The sequence below is a fragment of the Clostridium neonatale genome (assembly GCF_001458595.1).
GTDB lineage: Bacteria > Bacillota > Clostridia > Clostridiales > Clostridiaceae > Clostridium > Clostridium neonatale.
This window is the reverse complement of sequence record NZ_LN890327.1, coordinates 390,959-411,782: the sequence shown is the minus strand read 5'-3', so window position 1 is coordinate 411,782 and position 20,824 is coordinate 390,959. Positions and strand designations below refer to the sequence as shown.

Sequence of the window (20,824 nt, the reverse complement as noted above, 5' to 3'; positions counted from 1 at the left end):
ATACAAAATATAATATATTATATTCAATGCTTAAATCTAAAAATAAAATATTGTGGTAATTGTCTTAATGCCACAGTCTCTTCTTTTTAACTAAACTTAATTGTCTCAAATAGTAAATATACTTAATAGTTAACTAAGAATATCTACTAGAATTTAATATGAAGCAAGTTATAGTTCTTCCCCATTAGTTTTTATTACATTTTTGTACCATTCAAATGATTTTTTCTTCTTTCTGTCTAATGTACCTTCTCCAGCATTATCTTTATCTACATAAATAAAACCATATCTCTTTTCCATTTCACCAGTACTTGCACTTACAAGGTCAATACATCCCCAAGGAGTATATCCAATTAAGTCTACCCCATCTTTAACAGCTTCCTTCATTTGAATTATATGATCTTTTAAATATTCAATACGATAATCATCATTAATTGAACCATCTTCTTCAACTTTATCAAAAGCCCCAAGACCATTTTCAACTACCATAAGAGGAATATTGTATCTTCCATATAATTCATTTAAAGTATATCTTAAGCCTTTAGGATCAATCTGCCATCCCCAGTCACTTGCTTCAAGATATGGATTTTTAATTCCACCAAGTAAATTTCCTGAAGTTTTGTCTTCATCTCCTGATGCTGATTCACAATTACTCATATAATAACTGAATGTATAATAATCTACTGTTCCTTCTTTTAAAATCTTCTTATCCTCTTCAGTTATATCTAAAACAATATTGTTTTCTTCAAAATATCTCTTAGCAAAGAAAGGGTATTCACCTCTGACTTGTACATCTCCACAAAGATCATTTGCTAATTGATTTTTTTTCTGTGCAAGTAATATATCATCTGGATTACATGTATAAGGATATGTTGTCATATGAGCAATCATACAACCTATTTTAAAGTCTTTATTAATACTATGACCAAGCTTTACTGCTTTTGCACTTGCTACAAATTGATGGTGAAGTGCTTGAAAACGGATTTGCTTATTATCATTTTGATGTAAAAAGTCTTCTGTGCCTTCATTTAAAATTCCAAGCCCAAGATATCCTCCCATTGGCATTGTGCCACAGTTAATTTCATTAAATGTAAGCCAGTATTTAACTTTGTCCTTATATCTGTTAAATATTACACTACAATAGTTAATAAAAAAATCTATTAGATTTCTTGAAGCCCAGCCATTATATTTTTTAGTTAAATTAAAAGGCATCTCATAATGTGAAATAGTGACTAATGGCTCTATATTATATTTTTTTAATTCATCAAAAACATCATCATAAAACTTTAAACCTGCTTCATTAGGTTCTTTATCATCGCCATTAGGGAATATACGTGTCCATGCTATAGACATCCTAAATACCTTAAATCCCATTTCTGCAAATAGCTTAATATCTTCTTTATATCTGTGATAAAAATCAATAGCTTCATGGCTTGGATAATTTAATCCATCAATAGTTTCCTTAGTAATTTTACGTGGAATTGTGTGAGTTCCTGCTGTCAGCATATCACTTGTACTTGCACCTTTACCATCTACATTCCATCCACCTTCAAATTGGTTAGCAGCTGTAGCACCGCCCCATAAAAAATCTTTACTTAATATCATATAATGTTCCTCCTTATTAAATGATTTAATTAGATTTAATTTATAAATTAAAATTGTTTGTTTAAAAATAAAAGACCCATTTGTAGAGATATAAGAAATTGCACATAATGTAATGCTTATAAACTCATACAAATAGGTCTAGCTTGTCTTTTTAACAATAACCATCCACTTGTTATACTTATAATATAAAATATTCTAAATATTTTGTCAACGGTTTCATTTATTTATATTTTATAATTTTATCTTCTTTGCAAAAAAACTAAATATTTATTATAAGCATTTTTATAGTCTGTGTACTCTTCCAGTTCAATCAATCTTGTTAATTGTTTAGCAATTGCTGAATTAAAAATTTCATTTAAAGACTTCATTTTATTCTCCTCCAATTTTTATAAGTTTCTATCATAGTAAATTATCTTTGTTCTTTCATGACGCTCAAAGATTTACTTTATGATAAAGTTTACTCCCTGAAGTTAACTTTAGGTCAAGAGTAATTATAAAAATATTAGGTATCTTAATAAAAATTTATATATTTCTATTCAATTTAAAAATTTAAATTGCCAAATAAATATGAAAAATATTCAACGTATGCATTCAGATTATCTCTACAGGAAAAACTCAAGTTAAATTAAGGACAGCTGCAATTAGTTTTAAAATATTGATACTGTCCTTTTACTTATATATTCACATTTCCCTTATTACATTATTTATTGAATATCTTGTTTATTTTCTATATCAATTAAATTACTTATATATTTTATTTTTCCGTCCAATACATCGTCATAGAAAGATTGTTTGTTGTCAATGAAATCAATACATTCATTAAGTTCATTGATTTTCTCTAGCAAAGATTCTTTTAATTTATTAAGCATCTCTTTTCTTTGATTAATTGTAGAAGGGCCTTCTAAGCAATAATTCATATATAATTTCATATCTTTAATGCTCATTCCACACTTTCTCAAGCACTGCAATCCCTTTAACCATGCAACATTTTTTTCATCAAACACTCTATAGTTATTTTTATCTCTTTTGACGTTTGGTACTAATCCTTCCTTACAATAAAATTTTAATGTTTCATAGGATATTCCTACTTGTTCACATACCTCTTTTGTTGTAGACATGAAATTACCTCCTAAATTATTAAAAATTAAAATACCACTTGCTAGGTAGTTACTACCTACTGGTAAGATTATTATAAAATATAAAATAATAAAAATAAAGGAGAGATTAAAGTGGAATATGTAACTTTAAATAATGGAATAAATATGCCTGCAGTTGGATTTGGAGTTTTTCAAATCACAAATAAAGAAGAATGTATAAAGGTTGTAATAGATGCTATTGATGCTGGATACCGCTTAATTGATACAGCGCAATCATATGGAAATGAAGACGCTGTTGGAGAAGCTATAGCTAAATCATCTGTACCTAGAGAAGAACTATTTATTACAACTAAAGTATGGATTAGTAATGGAGGATATGAGAAAGCAAAAGTTTCTATCGAAGATTCGTTGAAAAAAATGAAGTTAGATTATTTGGATTTAGTATTAATCCACCAGCCACTAAATGATTACTATGGGACTTATAGAGCTATGGAACAATTATATAAAGAGGGAAAAATTAAGGCAATAGGGGTATCAAATTTCTATCCAGATCGTTTGGTTGACTTATCTTTATTTAATGAAGTAATACCTGCAGTAAATCAAATTGAGATTAATCCATTCCATCAACAATTAGTAGCACAAGATTTTAATAGTAAGTACGGGGTACAACTAGAAGCATGGGCTCCTTTTGCTGAAGGAAGAAATGGGATGTTCAATAATCCTGTTTTAAAAACAATTGGAGAAAAATATGGCAAATCAGTTGCACAAATTATTTTAAGGTGGTTGGTTCAAAGAGGGATTGTTCCACTAGCTAAAACAGTTAGCAAAGAAAGAATGTTACAGAATATTGATATCTTCAATTTTAAATTAAATGAAGATGATATGAAGAAAATAGCTGCTTTAGATAAAAAAGAAAGTTCTTTCTTTAATCATCAAGAAGCATCATCAATAGAAATGTTAGCAAATCTTATTAGATAGAACTTTAATTAACATATATAAGTTCTAATTAAAAATGTCAAATGCACAATTTATGCCCCTTGTGGATACAAATAGTGTGATGAAAGTTTAAAATTTTTCAAGATTTCTTAAATTACATTCAGATTATTTATTAGAATATATATACTAAAATTAATATTAGGAGTGATACTTATGAAAAAGATATTGTATTTAATGAGACATGGACAAACATTATTCAATGTTAGAAAAAAAATTCAAGGATGGTGTGATGCCCCCTTAACTGATCTAGGAGTTAGACAAGCGATTGTTGCTGGAGAATATTTCAAAAACAATAATATAACTTTTGACCACGCTTATTCATCTACATCTGAAAGAGCTTGTGATACATTAGAATATGTTTCTAATATTCCTTATAAGAGAGTAAAAGGTCTTAAAGAGTGGAACTTTGGTACTTTTGAAGGTGAAAGTGAAGATTTGAATCCACCATTGCCTTATGGAGATTTTTTTGTTAAGTATGGTGGTGAAGATGAAATTGAATTAAGAAACAGAATTGCAGAAACACTGTATTCTATTATGAAAAACGATAATCATCAATCGGTGTTAGCTGTCTCTCATGGAGCTGCTTGCCGTCAATTTATGAGATACTGGGCTCATACTAGTGATGTTGACCAAAAAGAAAGACTAGGTAATTGCTGTATACTAAAATTTGAATTTGAAAATGATGAATTTAAATTGATAGAAATAATAAATCATGACTTTAGTCAGTTATCTTAAATATATATGTTGCAATTACTTTTCTACATTTTGTATGCTGGTATTTACTTAGCCTGTAAACATCTTAAATGAAATTTTATTATTGCAACATATATACTATAATTACTTGTTGTGCTAGTTAAAAACAGTCAAAACAAAAATAGAATAAAAAATTGTTTTATCAATTTTTTAACTAACACAATGAGTAAATAATGTTTAAGGATAGAATTACAAAGCGCTAGCAATTTAGCCTATTTGGCTCAACACTAAAAACTGTGCTTGACAATATGAAGCAGTAACACCTATATGTATAATAGCTAACATTTTCTACACTTCTTTCCCCTCCAAGTTTGCATATCCTTTGGAAATACTCTTATTAAATTTGGAGCTTCTTTATATCCTATTATAATTGGTGCTTTTTCTATAACTACATTACTAGTGTCTATTCCAAACCATCTTGCCGGAGATACTGTTAATCTTTTAATTAATAATTTTGTACTTGTTATAAAATTATCCCATTTTGAAAGTTCACTTTCATTTGAAAGAACTTCTTCTAATAATACAAATTTAAAGTCTCCAAATACAAATTCATTATTTTGATTCAGCATATACTTTTTGGGAGTATACTTAATTTCTCCACTTTTAGCTAAGTCTTGAATTACTTTATATAAGAAAATATTTATTCTTTGATCTATTCTAAATCCAAGATTAAACTGAACACTATATGCCATATTGGGAACAAGTGTCTTGACTACATATTCTTCTGTATGTGGTTCGTCTGTCACTTTTATATTTATGAACCAATAAAATTTTGCTCGTTTTGGCTCTTTATTGAATATAGAGTAAACTATTTTCTTCTCAAGCATCCTATAATTTAAAGATTCTGTTAAATAAACTACATTTGTAGCATAAAGAGGTAATTCTTTATCTTCTTGAAGATCCTTAAAATGCTCCTGAAAATCTGATAAATTAACATACTGTCTAAATCTTTTTCTAATAATAGTACCATATATCCATATATACATAAGAAAAATAAGAAGTCCTGCAATAATTACAGTTACATATCCTCCATGTAAAAATTTAAATAAGTTTGCATATAAGAATCCACACTCAATGATTACAAAAGTTGTAAACACTATCCAAGATAAAACTTTTTTCTTCTTATTAATTCTTAAATACTCATTTAATAAAATTGTTGTCATTAACATTGTTATTGTAATAGCTAGTCCATATGCAGCTTCCATGTTTTCTGACTTCTTAAATTTTAAAACTAATAATATACATCCAATATAAAGTATAACATTTACTGTTGGTATGTAAATTTTCCCTTTATCATTATTAGGATAATTAACTTGAAGCTTTGGAAATAAATTCAACTTTATTGCTTCTGCTACTAATGTAAAGGATCCTGTTATAAGGGCTTGGCTAGCTATAATAGCTGCTATTGTTGCTATTATTGTTCCAGGTACTATAAACCATTCTGGCATAATTAAAAAGAATGGGTTATCTTTTATTCTGCTTCCTTCTCTTGATAAAAGCCATGCACCTTGACCTAAATAATTTATAACTAAACAGGTCTTAACAAAAATCCATGTATAGTGTATATTTTTTTTACCACAATGCCCCATATCAGAATATAATGCCTCTGCACCAGTTGTACAAAGGAATACTGCACCTAAAATAGATATACTTTTAGGACTTGTTAAAATTAAATGTATACCATAATAAGGATTCAAGGCTTTCATTATTTCTGGATAATTAAATATTTGAATAAAACCTATTATAAAAAGCATTGAAAACCACAAAACCATCATTGGACCAAATAATTTTCCTATTACATCTGTTCCAAATCTTTGAATAAAAAATACAACAGTTAAGATTGCAACTACTATTAATATTATTTCCTCTGTATTAATAGGTAAAACCAAAGTTAAACCTTCTATTGCAGATGTTACTGTTACAGGTGGAGTAATCATTCCATCTGCAAGTAATGAAGCTCCTCCTACTACTGCTGGAATAATAAGCCACTTCGCATTTTTTCTAACTAATGTATATAGAGAAAATATTCCTCCCTCACCTTTATTATCTGCTTCTAATGTTATCATTACATATTTTATGGTTGTTTGAAGAGTTAATGTCCAAATTACTAAAGAAATTCCTCCTAAAATAAGTTCACTTGAAATTTGTCCATTATTTACCATAACCATTGATTTCATAACATATAAAGGGGATGTACCTATATCTCCATACACTATTCCTAAGGCTATAAGCAATGATGCTATACTAATTTCTTTTTTCATTTTTAGTTTATTTCCTCCATAAATTGTATTATTAAGTATAAGTAACTCACTAGATTATAGTACTCTAAATTTAAAGTGTCTATATCTGTAAACTTCCTTTGCAAAATTTATTACTTTGATAATTTTTTTACCACTTTTTTTATTTCCTTACTATTCATTATCAAATTATTCACATTTTAAAAAATGAAAACCTTATTTATTAAAAAAGTGCCCAATTAATCGGACACTTTTTTAATGGCACATACTATGGTTCTCGCATTATCAAATTCATAGCTACAGGTATAAAATTACAGATATATGCAAACTAAAGCATTTATAATATTCACTTTTTAATAATCCATAAAATAATGAACAAATGAAACTTACTATTTATTTTCTGCCATAACTCCAACTAAGCGATGAGGTTTATAAAGTTCTTCTAAATAAATAATTTCTTCATCAGTCAATTTAACTGCTACTGCCTTAACAGCTCCATCAATATTATGTGGTTTTGTTGCACCAATAATAGGTGAAGTGACTTTTGTAAGTAACCAAGCCAATGATATTTCAGTCATAGAAACACCTTTTTTCTCAGCTAATTCTTCAACTCTATGAATAATTGCTAAATCTTCATCATGTGTTATATCATATTTTCCTTTCGCATAAATATCTTCACTTAAGCGTTTAGACTCTTCACCAGGATGTTTAGCTAATCTTCCAGATGCTAACGCGCTATATGGTGTCATAGCACTTGATGCTCTAGCATGATAAATTGTAGCAAATTTCAGAGTTTCAGGCATTACTTTAGAGCCATATAATTCCTGATGCCACTTAATATCAAATTCTTTGCAATGCTCAAAGATATAGTCTTTTAAGCAATTCTGTCATTCTACCATAGATGCTTGTTTCATAAAACAATGATATTTTTCATATTTTCAAAAGCAATAAGAAGTGAATCATAAAAGTTCATACTAATATTCTTATCATTAAAATCTCAAACTATCCTTGTATCATAAACATATTGAATTAAATCATTTTTATCAATGAAATGATTATAGAATGTTTGCCTACTAATTCCTGTTTTATCTAATAACTGCTTAATTGTCATTGACTCTAAAGACTGTGTCTCACAAAGTTCTAATAGTGCAGTAGCTAATAAATTCTTAACATTTATAGCTATTACTATCACCTACCTCAATTCAATTTTACCCAAAAACCAATTGAATATCAAATGTTATAAACGTAAACGTCAAAGAAACAACGCCTACAAAGGAAATATAGCCTTTTGTTAAAATTGAAATAAAATATTTTAACAGGAGGCATTTTTTATGAGTGAAGTTAAAAAAATAGATTAGAAAGTAACAGAAAATAGAGATATGCATTTATTAAAAGATTTCATGCCTTGGTCTTCTAAGCTTCCAGATACCTTGTATTCTACATCTAAAAAGAATTAATATTAAATTTTTTTCCCAACATCAATTTCAACTGTTGGGCTTATTTTAACATTACCAAGATTTCATTTCTATACGTGAATTCTTTTACGCTTACAGTGATATCATTGCAAAAAATGCATAACAAAAGGACTCTAGAGTTAAGATACACTTAACTAATAAAGTCCTCTAATAAATATTTGCCCTATTGCATATTATTGCCATACTTTGGTTATAATATACAATATGAGCAATAGAAGAAGTATTGCATATTACTATAATTACTGACGAAATTGTTTAATAAATTTAAAACTGAAAATTTTGATTATTTCTAAGAAAAAGTTAGGAATACACAAAATTATTTCCCCCTTCAAAAATTAACACCTATAAAATAAATATTATGTGCTAATGCTTTTAATATCATTCTAAGCATTAGCACCATTTAGAGAATTATCTATTATCGTATTGATATTAAATTAGCTGGTTATTATTCCCTTTGACAAAATGTTTCCAATCCGTTTTTCTAATTAATGAATCATTAATTCTATCTGATACTAACTTATTTCTTCTCCCATTTATTGGGTGAAATTTCTCATACTCATTCATATTTTATACCTATAGCTGAAAGATATTAAAGTTCGTTCTTCTTACAATGAGACTATATTCTCTATTACTTTAATATGATTATCTGTATGATTTATTAAATTGGTTAAAACCTCATATGTACTACTTTTATTATCATTAGTATTATTATACAATCTTCCTTGTATATCAATGAGTAATGCGTATTTATCTTTAGTTAAATCTAATGTAATATCCACATATTCTTTAGGTGATATTTCATCTAAATCCATATACTTTATTTTATTATCATATTCATTCATTAAAAATGCTATTTTATCATAAGTTCTAAAATCAATTTCTTCAATACTCGATATATTTATTCTATTTTTTAATTCTTCATAATAATCTATTACCCTATCTATATCTTTTAGAAATGTTTTTACTAACACAATTAACCTTAATCTAATTAATTCGCTCTTAATAAGATTAAGCGAATCCTCATTAATGATTTTTTTAAAAATCTTTCTTTTATTTTCTTCTATAATAATGCACTTATTTACTATATCAATTATGTTATATCCCATATCCTAATATTTCTTCCTTCCAAATTTTAAATATTGATTATAACAAGCACACAACTTAATTATTCTTTTATCTTTAAATAATCTTTTTATACATTTATCTTCATTTTTTAATTAGATATGCATTTTTAACATTTTATTTATATACCAACTTTATAATAATTCATTTTTGTTCATATCATCTAATATTTGTTTTTTTATATTCATAAACTTTACTCTTGCTTTAATTTAAAATATTCGATAAGTTGTTTTAAGCTAATTGCTTGAGATAATAATTCTTCACTAACAGATGAACTTTCTTGTGAAGTATATAAATTGTTTTCTACAATATTAGATATTTGCTTTGTACCAAGCATCAATTCTTCAAGAGCTACTTTTTGACTTTTACTATTGTCAAGAAGATTTTCTGTTATTTCTACACTACATTCAATTGAATTAACAATATTATCAAAAGATTTAGCTGTATTATTTGCAACCTCTTGACCATGTTCAACTTTTTTAAGAGTATCTATAATTATATTTTCTATCTGTCTTACAGTTTCTATGCTTCTGTTAGCTAATTCTCGTACCTCTTCAGCAACTACCGCAAATCCTTTTCCAGCCTCACCAGCTCTTGCTGATTCTATAGCTGCATTTAATGCTAATAAATTAGTTTGACTTGCTATTTCATCTATAATTTTTATAATATTTGATATGCTTTTACTTGCTACACTTATTTCATTCATTGATTCAAGCATTTCATTTATAGTTTCTGTACCATGTATAGCATATTCTTTAGCTGATTGTGATATTTTACTACTTTCCTCTATTTGCTCCATACTCTTTATAATATTACCCGATATTTCTTCTGTAGAAGCTATAAATTCTTCTATTATACTTGATTGATCAGTCGCAGCATTTGCTATATTGTTAGATACTTTTTCTATATTATTTGCTCTACCTTTTAATTCATCTGCTGAATTACTAATACTACTTAATGTGTCATTTAATTTGTTAGATATAGACAACATAGATTCTTTAATTGTGTAAAAATCTCCTATATAATCTAATTGTGGTATTACAGTAAAATTACCTTTAGAAAATTCACCTAAAACATTAGAAATTTCAATTACATATCCAGATAATGTATTAGCAACATTATCAACCATTTCAGTCATTTCTATAACTTCTTTACTATTTTTATCAATATTGCTTGAATCAAGTTTTAAGTTTCCTTTGCTAAATTCATTTAATAAATTACTTGTTTCTTCTATTGGTGTAATATACTTTTTCGAAAATTTAGAAATAAGAACTCCACTAATTATAATAGATATTACTAATACTGATGTATTTAAACCTATTTCTTTAACTAGTTCTTTTTGAATAATTTTCTTTGGATAGTTGAATATTATCCTCCAATTTCCATAATCCAAAGTTTCAACAACGCTATAACATTTATTTCCTTGAATATCTACACTATTATTTATATTTCCATCTTCCGAATTTAAAATCCCATTATAATCAACTGGAAAATCGGAAATTTTTAATATCTTTCCATCCTTTGGCATAATATCTTCATTGGGATGAACTATAATTTGCTCTTTATCATCTATAATGAATGCATAACTTCCATCTTCATATGTTAAGTTATTTATAAATTCTTTTAATTTATCTATAGGTACATCTAATGCAATTACACCTACTAGATTATTATTGATTTTTATATTTTTTGATATAGTAATTACTAGGCCTCCACTCTCAGCATCTGAATATGGGGCACTTATATAGTATCCATCTGAATCTACAGCATCTTTATACCAATCTCTATCCTTAGCATTATAACCTGCCTCTGGTATCCATCCACTTGAATCTACATAATTTCCATCCACATTTGCAAAATATATAGCTAATATTTCATTATTATTTTTTGCTTCTTTAGCCATATATTCTTGTAAAACAGCTGCATTCTCTTCTGTATCCCAATTCAATAATTCAATATTATTTTCTACCAATTTTAATATACCAATTTTATTATCAAACCATGAGTTAAAATTTTCCTTACTAGTTAAAGCAGTATTTTTTAAATACTCCTGAGCCTGCTTTTTTGTATTATTATAAACCTTAGAAATATTTATAATCGTAATAGTACCCATTAATAAAATACAAATAGTTGTAACATATATCAATATTAATGAACTTAAACTTTTCTTCTTACTAAAAATATCTTTATATCTTTCAATTTTCTTCATATTTATTAATCACCTCAATTTATGATATTCTCAATATAATTAAATTTTCCTTACATTAAAATTTCTAGCTCAACACACAAATGTGTTCTTGACAGAATTAAGATGTTAATGCAAATTTATTACATTCTAAAAAAATTCTTGCTTAATATTGTCACACAAAGTTTTTAGTGTTGAGCCAAATTTCTTAACACAGTAAATTCTTCAAATTATATATCTACTTTTTAATTAACATGATTTTTTATAATATTAGTTTCTTTTCTGTATAAATCATTCTTAACTTCTCTATCAAATATTTCTAATGAATATTTAAAATTACATTGTTCTAAGAGTAGCACTTTCATACAATTTAAAATTTCACCAAGCTCTTTACCAAATAAATCTACTCTTTTATTAAGCTTATTTTTACCATCTATACTCTTAATTTCTTCTCCCAATTTATCAACAGCCGAAATTCTATCATATAATTCTTCATATTTATTTATTATTTTAGTAAGATTCTTATGTAACATTTCTGCCTTATTTCTCATTTTGTGATTAAATAAATTATTCGAGTTGATTATTTTCCAATACAATATTTTTGATGTTTCATTCAACTCCAATAAATCTTTTTCTATAGTATTTTTAACACTAAATATCGTATCATTAATATCACATAATACTTCCACCATTTTATTAATTTCTACCTCCAAATCTGCTTAAATCATAAAATTTACACTAAATTATTTCTTCATATTATTTATTATTCACTATAGAAAATTATTCTCATTATACATGTACACTTTTAAATATTTGTTTTAAAAGTGTCTAATAAATCAATTATATCTGATGATATACAATCCATTTCTTCTAGTTTTTTTTCTGATAAATCCACATTACCATTTCTATATAAGTAAATAGCTTCTTTTGCTTTTTTATGTAAATTTATATGTGGATTTTCAATAGACTTAAATATAGGATTATCTAATATTTCCTTATTCTCTTCTCTGTAATACCATTTTCCTAATCTACATTCTTTATAGTCAGATGCGCACTCAGCATCTATATCATCTATTCCTAATAACATATTATATATTTTCCATTTCCATAATAAATGGTCTACTTTATAAATATCTATTTTTTCTTTAATGGACAAATCATCTATCTCTTTTTTTAATATTTGCGATCTTATATTCTCCACATTTTTACTTAATGAATATACTTTATTTCCAACGCTTCTACATATATTTTCTATCTTAGCAGCTTCAGATGACACCTCTGTCAATTCTTCTGCAAACATAGATGTTGCAGCATTTTGTTCTTCAGTTGTAGCAACTATGCTAGATATTTCTTCATCTATTTTTTTGATAAATTCTACACTATCATTAATTAAACTGGCAATATTATCTATTTCTAATTTTCCAATCTTCAATTTTTTTATTATACCTTTTGTGGCTAAACTAGATTCATCTGTCTCATTTTGTAATTCTATCATGCTTTTATTAATTGTTCTCACAGATTCCTTTGTATATTCTGATAATTTTTTAATTTCATTTGCAACAACCATAAAACCTTTTCCATGTTCCCCTACTCTCGCAGCTTCAATAGAAGCATTTAAAGATAACAATGTTGTCTGATCAGAAATCTCCTGAATTATATTTAAGACATTCCTTATTTCATCAACCTTCTTTTCAATATTCTCCATTTTCGTTATTGCAGTTTCTATATCTTCAAAAGATGTATCTATAAATTCTACTGATTTATTAACTTTATCAATACTATTTAATGCAACTACTTTACCATTATTAGAATTATCCGCTATAACTTGAATACTTGAAGACATATTATCAATTGTAGCTGATAATTCTTGGCTGGTTGCAACCATAGAATTTATAAATTCTGTTTGAGAATTTATGTTTATTATCATGTCTCTAATTAAATCTAATCCTATTATTTCATTTAATATGTCATTTATTTTTACTATATTTTTATTATTATTATTATAGGCTTCAAGTAATTTATTTATATTACTAACCAGCTTATCATTCTGAACATTGTCTGACTTCAAAAGGCACTTATTCTTAATACAATTTTCTAAATTATTATTCAAATCTTCTATAATTTTATTATTTTCTTTACTTCGGAAATTAAAAATTCTATAAATACTTTTTTTTAAATTCTGTATCATTTTTCATCTCCCATTATATTTTTCAAAAATTCGCAGTATAGTGTCACACAGATTTTTTCTTTTTAAGGATATCAGCAAAATATTCTTTTCATTTTATAGTTGTTATTTTAAATATTCATCAACTTAACCTTTATCAGCAATTATTTTTATTAATGTTTTATTTTCTATTAATTCAAAAACTGCTTATCTATCATCAATTCCTGCAGATGCTAAGAACAAATCAAAATAAAGCTATCTGTGGTAACCAATGCATGAAGTTTTAAGCCAAAATATTTTTATTTTTTAAAGCTCAATATCCATATGAAGCAATATCTTTGAAACATTTACTGAAATAATCTCTTAAAAATTTACAAACTTGTATTGGCATGCTATCAATAATTCGGATAGAGTCATTCATCAATTTTTTTAGCATTATAATAAGTGAACTCTAACATTGTAGTCATCTCCTTATTATATTATTGTAGTTAATTATATTTTTGTTGAGATGATTGCTTATTGTTAGAGTTTTTTATTACCACAACACGTTAGTTTATATTTTTACATAAAAGTTCTTTTTAATTGTCATTTACTATAAAAGTACTTTCTCTTCTATATCTTTTTTATAAGCCCTAGTAATTATATTGCTGTTAACTCAAGACCTATTTGAGCATATCACTTATCTCTATTATTGTATTTTTATACAATGTGAAACCTATTTCTTCACACTTCATTTATATAAGCTTTACTTTCATCAAGAATAAATTTAAAACATTAGCCTATTTACTCACACTATTTTTTTACTTTATATCTAGCCAATTCTCCATCAACTCTAGTTGCTTGTCTAGATAATTCATTAGTTGAATTTGTAATCTCTTCTAATGTAGATGAGTTCTTTTCAACTACATCTGCTATCTGATTCACGCCTTCAACCATTTGTGCAATAGCAATACTTTGACTATTAGATACTTCAGATACTTTTTTTGATAATTCTGTAGTTCTTACCACATTTTTAACAATTATACGTAAAGATTCCGCTGTTTCATTAGCTAACATACTTCCTTCACCAGCTTTTGAAATAGCATGTTCAATTATTTCTCTTGTATCTCCTGCTGCAATTTTAACTTCTTCTGCGAGTTTTCTAACTTCTTCTGCTACAACAGCAAATCCCTTTCCTGATTCTCCAGCTCTTGCTGCTTCTATAGCTGCATTTAAGGCAAGCAAATTTACTTGTGATGCTATATCATCTATTGTTTCTGTTACTTGTGATACTTGTTGTGCAGCCTCATTAATATCATTCATCGAGTTTCTAAGAGTATCCATTTTTGAATTTCCTTCATCAACTATCATTTTGGTTGACTCTAGATATTCCTCTGTCTTTTCTATATCTTTTGCATTCTCTTTTACTTGATCTGATATTTCTGTAAAACTTGCAAGTAACTCTTCTACTGCTCCAGCCTGTTCCATAGATCCTTCTGAAATTATTTCTGTTGTTGTATGTATATCTTCTGACCCCTCTGCTATTGACTTAGATGATTCCGCCATGTTCTTAAAAATATCATTTAATGTATCTATTATAATTCCAAATGATGTTTGTATTTCTTTAAATTGTCCTCTATAATCGATATCTTTATTTAATTCTATATCTAGATTTCCGCTTGCTAAAGTATTTAATGTAGTAACTTCATCATCAACATAAGATTTTAACAAAGTTATTGACTCATTCATTTCACTTATTACTTGTCCAATTTCATCATTTGAAATATATGTATTATCAGTTTCTAGTTTTCCTTCATTTAAATTTAAAGAAATTTTTCTTAAACTTTGTATTCCTTCAACTAAAATAGAGTTAATTACCTTCATAATCCAAATTGAAAAAGCTATAATTACAACACCAACAGCAACAGTAAATATAAAGTTATATAATGTAATCCTGTCACTTTTCTTTAAAGACTCCTCTGCACTAGCAGTCGTATTATCGCCTATCTTTTCTAATACTTCTCTAGCATTATCAATTGTATCTGCATATGTTGTTGTAAGCATATTTGCTGCTTCTTCATTATGACCATTTCTTATTAATTCCACTACTTTTTGTCTTTCAATTGCTGATTCATCCATATATTTGTTAAACTCATTTATCAAATTTGTATCAATAGAATCGTCTTCTTCAAGTCTTCCTTTAATACTGTTCATATTCTTTTTCAAGCTTTCTGCATGTTCATCTGCAATCTTTATATATTCATTTTTTTTAGTTATATCTTTCTCAATAATTGCCCTAGATGTATATTTATCTAATGCCTGAAGATTCACTCTCATCTGCCATACAGTATCATTAGTCACATATGAGCCATTATATATCTTTTCACTTAAACTTCCTACATTTGATAATGTGGATAATGATAATATCATAAATAAAATCATCATTGCAATAATAGCTCCGAAGGAAACTGTATTTCTTTTTTTTATTGAATAATTTTTATACTTTTCTTTTATCCATTTCATAAATATAGAATCCACCTTTCAAGTTTTTATTATAATTCAATGACTAAGCACTCATAATTTAGTGCTCAAATTTTATTCATAATTTAAAATTTTTTATTTATTTTCTCCTCCTCCTTATAAATTTAGAATAATTTATTAATTTTAAATATTATGCAGTGTTTCTTGTAATTATTTTCACAATTTTTACATTTATAGACTTTTGTTTCAATAATAAAACAAGATAAATATTTTGTCTAGTCATTTTTTTATAAATATACAAAAATATTAAATTATTATAAAAAAACCTTTTAAATTAACAATTTATTTTTTATTTTTATAAAAAATTATATATATCAATATTGTATGTGCATAAAAATAATTGTGCTTTCTAATTTATGTAGGTATACCTCTTTAAATTTTTCTTTACAAAGGATTCTATTATATTTTCGCTTTGCAAATTTTGTCGTTATATAGTAAAATATAATCAGAGGTATTCACTGTAACTATCAAAATCTAACAAAAAATCCTAGTCACTATTTTATTTAGTAATTAGGATTTTTTTACTTTAATTATTCAATTCTTGTTTATGGATTTCCTTAAATTCAGTTGAGAATACTTTTTGAAGAAATAGTTAAACTGCCTTTTATCTCAAGTCAATTTGGGATAGAATTGTCGAATTAAGTATTCATAATATTATTCTGATTACTTCTTAAACTTCAATAGGTAATGATTGTACCTTTTCTATTTCTTATTAGAGCCATTGCATTATTAGTATAATTGAAAATATTGTAGAAAACATGAGTAATTGACTTGATTATTTAACACTATTTTCTTCATCTTTATTGCCAATATATTGACTAATGATAGCTGCACCACCTGAAGCAATTGCTGTAAATAGATAGATAAAAACAGTATTAAACATATTCACGAGTGAGACTTCTGATACTGCTGATTCCCCTACAAAACTTACAACAAAAGTATCTACAATACCTACCATCATCACCAATAATTGTTCTAAAAACAAAGGAACAATCATGTTTTTTAAATCCTTATTACTAAATAATATTTTATCCTCCCCGTATTTTTATCCAAAAAACTGTTTCATTCATTCTACTTATTTTCTGCCATAACTCCAACTAAGCTATGAGGTTTATAAAGTTCTTCTAAATAAATAATTTCTTCATCCGTCAATTTAACTGTTACTGCCTTAACAGCTCCATCAATATGATGTGGTTTTGTTGCACCAATAATAGGTGAAATGACTTTTGTAAGTAACCAAGCCAATGATATTTCAGTCATAGAGACACCTTTTTTCTCAGCTAATTCTTCAACTCTATGAATAATTGCTAAATCTTCATCATGTGTTATATCATATTTCCCTTTCGCATAAATATCTTCACTTAAGCGTTTAGACTCTTCACCAGGATGTTTAGCTAATCTTCCAGATGCTAACGCACTATATGGTGTCATAGCAATGTTATGAGCAACACAATATGGTTTCATTTCTCTTTCTTCTTCTCTGAAGATTAAATTATAGTGACCTTGAATAGATACAAATTGTTCATAACCTTTTGCTTTAGCTATCTCATTAGCCTTGGCAATCTGCCATGCATAACAGTTAGATATTCCAATATATCTGACTTTTCCTTGCCTTATAACATCATGTAAAGCTGCCATAATATCTTCAATAGGTGTATTATAATCCCACATATGAAGAATATATAAATCAACATAATCCATATCTAATCTTTTTAGACTCCCATTTAAGCAATTCTCAATGTGCTGTTTAGCATCAATCCCTTGTTCAATCTCTTCTTGAGTTCGAGGAATAAACTTTGTAGCAATGATAACATCCTCTCTTTTGGCATATTCTTTGATAGCTTTTCCTAAGAACGCTTCACTTGTTCCCCTTTGATAACCCATTGCAGTATCAAAGAAATTAATACCATTATCTAATGCATATTTAATAATCTTTTTAGACTCTTCATAAGGCAAAGTCCATGAATGCATTCCTTTTTGTGCTTCACCAAAACCCATACATCCTAAACATACCTTAGATACCATTAAATCTGAATCACCTAATTTTACATATTCCATAAAATGACCTCCTATTATCTTATAACTTCTTTTAAACTAAACTTATGATTATATTTGTTCCCTTACTATTTATCATCATACTTGCATTTTCATCTAATATATAGAATATAGATGTCGCATTTGTTTTTTCAAAAGCCTTATAATCTATCCTGATTGTTTTTGGAGCAACAGCTTGCTCTTTCTCATTTATCTTTATATCCATCAAAAAAGTCTCCCCTCTTTTTAAATATAATATTATTGAAAAGAGTAAGAGACTTCAATTTACATAAAATATGAAATGTCAAGAAATTGACATTCTTATAAAATTGTCAACTTTTACTATATGGATTTCCCGTATTTTCACCGTCTTTAAAAAGTTCCTTCATACCAATTCCTCTCATTTCTACAATCATTCTTACGATTTCTTCACATGAAACTGGCATATCAGATAAAATCCATGATAAAGTCATAGCACTTGATGCACTAGCATGATAAATTGTAGCAAATTTTAGAGTTTCAGGCATTAGTTTAGAACCATATAATTCCTGATGCCACTTAAGATCAAATTCTTTGCAATGCTCAAAGATATAATCTTTTAAGCAATTCTGTCCTTCCATCATGGATGCTTGTTTCATAAAGCAATGATATTTTTTCATATTTTCAAAAGCAAGAAGAAGTGAATCATAAAAGTTCATACTCATATTTTTATCATTAAACTCTGGAACAATCCTTGTATCATAAACATATTGAATTAAATCATTTTTATCAATAAAATGATTATAGAATGTTTGCCTGCTAATTCCTGTTTTATCTAATAACTGCTTAATTGTCATTGACTCTAAAGACTGCATCTCACATAATTCTAATAGTGCAGTAGCTAATAAATTCTTAACATTTATAGCCATTACTATCACCTACCTCAATTCAATTTTACCCAAAACCCAATTAAATATCAAACATAATAAACTGAATAATGAAAGGGGCAGTCGCACAAAGAATAAAAACTACAATATATTGTAGTTGAACTTTGAATTCTACAACAAAATGTTATGGCTACATTTCTTAATGCAACAGCTCCTTAAATTGATAAGGAAATCCAATAAGAAAAATAGTTATATTCTACCGTTCTTACTATCTATTATCTTAAGAGAAAGGAAAGTGTACTAGATGGATTTAAAAATAGAAGATTTAAGTATAGGTTACGGTAATAAAACTATATTATCAGATGTTAATTTAGTTTTTAAACCTAAGATTATATCAGTTATAGGGCCAAATGGTGCAGGAAAATCAACACTTATAAAAGCAATAGCTGGTATTAATAAAGTAAAAAAAGGAACTATTAGTTTTAATGAAAGAAAAATTGATAAGAATTATAAAGAATTTTATTCAAAATACCTTGGATATTTTCCTCAGTTTTTACCTACAAATTCAGTCCTAACAGTATTTGAAGTTATATTGCTTGGTATGATTGATTCATTATCACTTAGAATTAGTGATGAAGAACTGATAAAGGTAATGTCCATAATGAAGAAACTTAATATAGATGGGCTAGCAAAAAAACGCATGACTGAGTTAAGTGGTGGTCAACAGCAGATGGTATCCTTAGCTCAAGCAATTATTAAAGATCCTAAGGTTTTACTTTTAGATGAACCACTTAATAATCTTGATATATATAGACAATTTGAAATATTAGATATTATCAAAAAAATAACTTATAAAAATGATATTATTACAGTAATTGCAATTCACGATTTAAACTTAGCAGCTAGATATGCAGATGAAATTATAGTTATTCATGATGGAAAGGTATATAGCAAAGGAAATCCTAAAGAAGTGCTGACTAAAGAACTTCTTAGGGAAGTATACAAAGTAGATGCTGAAATAACTATAGACAGTAATAATATACCATCAGTTAATCCAATAGGAATGGTAAAATAGACCTATTTTATTAGAATAAGCTTTAAATATAAATTTAAACATGAATAAGGAGAAAATCAAATGATAAAAAGAAAAAAAGGTATTTTAAAAATATGTACTATGCTACTAACAGGTGCATTGCTATTAAGTGGATGCTCAAGTAATAGTAATGGTAATAATAGTGCAAAAACTAAAAGTGATACAATCACAATTACTGATTCAGTTGGAAGAGAAGTTACTTTAGAAAAAGATATTGATAGAATTGTACTTGTTAGAAGCAGAGATATTTTTGAAATAGAAGTTCTACTTGGCGATGAAATGCCAGATAAAATTGTAGGCTGGAGTGATGATTTACAAACAAATGATTCAGATACATACAAAAAGGTAATTGAAACATTCCCAGAAATGGCCTCTATACCTAGTATAGGTAATAATGCTAATGATACTATAAGCACCGAAGCTGTTTTAGCATTAGAACCAGACTTAGTATTAATGAACGCTTCTATGGCACAAGGAAATTTTGATTATGTAGAAAAGCTAGAAGAAGCTAATTTACCGATTGTATATTTAGATTCAGTAAGTAATCCATTATCATCACCACAAGAAAGCTTAGCAATTTTAGGTGAAATTTTAGGTAAGCAAGATAAAGCAAATCAAGTAATAGAATATATGAATAAACAAGCTTAATATCCTCCTTAATTATATATTTTCTCTTAAAA

18 protein-coding genes and 1 pseudogene are annotated in these 20,824 nt (G+C 27.0%); 4 read left to right on the top strand and 15 right to left on the bottom strand.

The window, feature by feature from the left end; translation table 11 throughout:
- Positions 1-168: 168 nt before the first annotated feature.
- From BN2920_RS05330 to BN2920_RS05325, 3 genes are all read right to left on the bottom strand, one after another.
- Entirely contained in the window at positions 169-1,602 is a 1,434-nt protein-coding gene (locus BN2920_RS05330; protein ID WP_058293979.1) for a glycoside hydrolase family 1 protein, read from the bottom strand.
- Between the two features lie 239 nt (positions 1,603-1,841).
- Complete coding sequence (locus BN2920_RS22275) at positions 1,842-1,970, bottom strand: hypothetical protein (RefSeq protein WP_268259050.1); 129 nt, start codon at positions 1,968-1,970, stop codon at positions 1,842-1,844.
- 336 nt (positions 1,971-2,306) lie between these two features.
- Entirely contained in the window at positions 2,307-2,720 is a 414-nt protein-coding gene (locus BN2920_RS05325) for a MerR family transcriptional regulator (RefSeq protein WP_058293978.1), read from the bottom strand.
- Between the two features lie 111 nt (positions 2,721-2,831).
- On the opposite strand from BN2920_RS05325, the gene BN2920_RS05320 reads away from it, so the two are divergent.
- Positions 2,832-3,677, top strand: a complete 846-nt coding sequence (locus BN2920_RS05320; protein ID WP_058293977.1) for an aldo/keto reductase — start codon at positions 2,832-2,834, stop codon at positions 3,675-3,677.
- A gap of 171 nt (positions 3,678-3,848) precedes the next feature.
- The gene (locus tag BN2920_RS05315; protein WP_058293976.1) at positions 3,849-4,430 is read left to right on the top strand and encodes a histidine phosphatase family protein; all 582 of its coding nucleotides are present in this window, start codon (positions 3,849-3,851) and stop codon (positions 4,428-4,430) included.
- Between the two features lie 296 nt (positions 4,431-4,726).
- Here the strand turns inward: BN2920_RS05315 and BN2920_RS05310 are convergent, their stop codons facing one another.
- The 12 genes and pseudogenes from BN2920_RS05310 to BN2920_RS05260 form a co-directional block, all read right to left on the bottom strand.
- The gene (locus BN2920_RS05310) at positions 4,727-6,709 is read right to left on the bottom strand and encodes a KUP/HAK/KT family potassium transporter (RefSeq protein ID WP_058293975.1); all 1,983 of its coding nucleotides are present in this window, start codon (positions 6,707-6,709) and stop codon (positions 4,727-4,729) included.
- Positions 6,710-7,074: 365 nt separating this feature from the next.
- Positions 7,075-7,437: pseudogene (locus tag BN2920_RS05305) on the bottom strand (aldo/keto reductase); the annotation flags it as partial.
- 245 nt (positions 7,438-7,682) lie between these two features.
- Positions 7,683-7,877, bottom strand: a complete 195-nt coding sequence (locus BN2920_RS05300; protein ID WP_058293974.1) for a TetR/AcrR family transcriptional regulator — start codon at positions 7,875-7,877, stop codon at positions 7,683-7,685.
- 888 nt (positions 7,878-8,765) lie between these two features.
- Positions 8,766-9,266 (bottom strand): hypothetical protein, encoded by a 501-nt coding sequence (locus BN2920_RS05295; RefSeq protein WP_058293973.1) that lies wholly within the window; start codon positions 9,264-9,266, stop codon positions 8,766-8,768.
- A 209-nt stretch (positions 9,267-9,475) separates the two neighbouring features.
- On the bottom strand, positions 9,476-11,491 hold the full coding sequence (locus tag BN2920_RS05290; RefSeq protein ID WP_058293972.1) for a methyl-accepting chemotaxis protein: 2,016 nt from the start codon (positions 11,489-11,491) through the stop codon (positions 9,476-9,478).
- A 221-nt stretch (positions 11,492-11,712) separates the two neighbouring features.
- A complete protein-coding gene (locus BN2920_RS05285; protein WP_058293971.1) occupies positions 11,713-12,159 on the bottom strand; it encodes a hypothetical protein in 447 nt (148 codons plus the stop codon).
- 113 nt (positions 12,160-12,272) lie between these two features.
- Positions 12,273-13,655 carry a methyl-accepting chemotaxis protein gene (locus tag BN2920_RS05280; protein WP_058293970.1) on the bottom strand — a complete coding sequence of 461 codons (1,383 nt, stop codon included), beginning with the start codon at positions 13,653-13,655 and terminating at the stop codon, positions 12,273-12,275.
- A gap of 768 nt (positions 13,656-14,423) precedes the next feature.
- Positions 14,424-16,133, bottom strand: coding sequence for a methyl-accepting chemotaxis protein (locus tag BN2920_RS05275; protein WP_058293969.1), 1,710 nt, complete (start codon positions 16,131-16,133; stop codon positions 14,424-14,426).
- Positions 16,134-16,926: 793 nt separating this feature from the next.
- Positions 16,927-17,148: an MATE family efflux transporter gene (locus tag BN2920_RS05270; protein WP_058293968.1), complete on the bottom strand. Its 222-nt coding sequence runs from the start codon at positions 17,146-17,148 to the stop codon at positions 16,927-16,929.
- Between the two features lie 74 nt (positions 17,149-17,222).
- Positions 17,223-18,209: an aldo/keto reductase gene (locus tag BN2920_RS05265; RefSeq protein WP_058293967.1), complete on the bottom strand. Its 987-nt coding sequence runs from the start codon at positions 18,207-18,209 to the stop codon at positions 17,223-17,225.
- A 31-nt stretch (positions 18,210-18,240) separates the two neighbouring features.
- A complete protein-coding gene (locus BN2920_RS21240; protein ID WP_157065759.1) occupies positions 18,241-18,411 on the bottom strand; it encodes a hypothetical protein in 171 nt (56 codons plus the stop codon).
- A gap of 106 nt (positions 18,412-18,517) precedes the next feature.
- Positions 18,518-19,093 carry a TetR/AcrR family transcriptional regulator C-terminal domain-containing protein gene (locus BN2920_RS05260; protein ID WP_058293966.1) on the bottom strand — a complete coding sequence of 192 codons (576 nt, stop codon included), beginning with the start codon at positions 19,091-19,093 and terminating at the stop codon, positions 18,518-18,520.
- A gap of 262 nt (positions 19,094-19,355) precedes the next feature.
- On the opposite strand from BN2920_RS05260, the gene BN2920_RS05255 reads away from it, so the two are divergent.
- Positions 19,356-20,126 (top strand): ABC transporter ATP-binding protein, encoded by a 771-nt coding sequence (locus BN2920_RS05255; RefSeq protein ID WP_058293965.1) that lies wholly within the window; start codon positions 19,356-19,358, stop codon positions 20,124-20,126.
- Positions 20,127-20,186: 60 nt separating this feature from the next.
- On the top strand, positions 20,187-20,792 hold the full coding sequence (locus BN2920_RS05250) for an ABC transporter substrate-binding protein (RefSeq protein ID WP_058293964.1): 606 nt from the start codon (positions 20,187-20,189) through the stop codon (positions 20,790-20,792).
- The last annotated feature ends 32 nt before the right edge of the window (positions 20,793-20,824 follow it).

Bases quoted from the DNA above. Each gene is read 5' to 3' on its own strand.
- BN2920_RS05330 (WP_058293979.1), bottom strand. From the start codon at position 1,602: ATGATATTAAGTAAAGATTTTTTATGGGGCGGTGCTACAGCTGCTAAC.
- BN2920_RS22275 (WP_268259050.1), bottom strand. From the start codon at position 1,970: ATGAAGTCTTTAAATGAAATTTTTAATTCAGCAATTGCTAAACAATTA.
- BN2920_RS05325 (WP_058293978.1), bottom strand. From the start codon at position 2,720: ATGTCTACAACAAAAGAGGTATGTGAACAAGTAGGAATATCCTATGAA.
- BN2920_RS05315 (WP_058293976.1), top strand. From the start codon at position 3,849: ATGAAAAAGATATTGTATTTAATGAGACATGGACAAACATTATTCAAT.
- BN2920_RS05310 (WP_058293975.1), bottom strand. From the start codon at position 6,709: ATGAAAAAAGAAATTAGTATAGCATCATTGCTTATAGCCTTAGGAATA.
- BN2920_RS05295 (WP_058293973.1), bottom strand. From the start codon at position 9,266: ATGGGATATAACATAATTGATATAGTAAATAAGTGCATTATTATAGAA.
- BN2920_RS05290 (WP_058293972.1), bottom strand. From the start codon at position 11,491: ATGAAGAAAATTGAAAGATATAAAGATATTTTTAGTAAGAAGAAAAGT.
- BN2920_RS05285 (WP_058293971.1), bottom strand. From the start codon at position 12,159: ATGGTGGAAGTATTATGTGATATTAATGATACGATATTTAGTGTTAAA.
- BN2920_RS05280 (WP_058293970.1), bottom strand. From the start codon at position 13,655: ATGATACAGAATTTAAAAAAAAGTATTTATAGAATTTTTAATTTCCGA.
- BN2920_RS05275 (WP_058293969.1), bottom strand. From the start codon at position 16,133: ATGAAATGGATAAAAGAAAAGTATAAAAATTATTCAATAAAAAAAAGA.
- BN2920_RS05270 (WP_058293968.1), bottom strand. From the start codon at position 17,148: ATGATTGTTCCTTTGTTTTTAGAACAATTATTGGTGATGATGGTAGGT.
- BN2920_RS05265 (WP_058293967.1), bottom strand. From the start codon at position 18,209: ATGGAATATGTAAAATTAGGTGATTCAGATTTAATGGTATCTAAGGTA.
- BN2920_RS21240 (WP_157065759.1), bottom strand. From the start codon at position 18,411: ATGGATATAAAGATAAATGAGAAAGAGCAAGCTGTTGCTCCAAAAACA.
- BN2920_RS05260 (WP_058293966.1), bottom strand. From the start codon at position 19,093: ATGGCTATAAATGTTAAGAATTTATTAGCTACTGCACTATTAGAATTA.
- BN2920_RS05255 (WP_058293965.1), top strand. From the start codon at position 19,356: ATGGATTTAAAAATAGAAGATTTAAGTATAGGTTACGGTAATAAAACT.
- BN2920_RS05250 (WP_058293964.1), top strand. From the start codon at position 20,187: ATGATAAAAAGAAAAAAAGGTATTTTAAAAATATGTACTATGCTACTA.